Annotated in this window: 1 protein-coding gene; it reads right to left on the bottom strand. The window is 57.5% G+C overall.

Annotation, left to right across the window (positions count from 1 at the left end; genetic code table 11):
• Positions 1 to 259, bottom strand: a 259-nt coding sequence (locus ACZ2IA_RS23055; protein ID WP_470294910.1) for a hypothetical protein, incomplete at both ends; no start/stop codon positions are given.

Genomic DNA, 259 nt, shown 5'->3' with positions numbered 1-259 from the left:
CAGACCCGAGCGGAAGGCATGCTCTTCCTGAACTTCGCCCTGGCTGGTCCACAGGCGTAACGACAGCAGCCAGAAATTACTGCTCTCCGGGATGCGCGGGGAGGCGACGCTGCGGGCAATCATCATCAGATGATTGTCTTTAATCATGTGCCACTGTTCATCAAGCGACATCATGCTGCGCGTGTGGTGATCCCGCTCCTTCTGGGGTTCATACACCGTCACCATGCCGCGCCCGCTGTTTTTTGAGGCGTAACAGGCA

The sequence above is a fragment of the Crenobacter sp. CS_VA4 genome, from assembly GCF_055597485.1.
The sequence above is the reverse complement of the archived record's forward strand: the minus strand, read 5'-3'. Positions and strand labels throughout refer to the sequence as shown.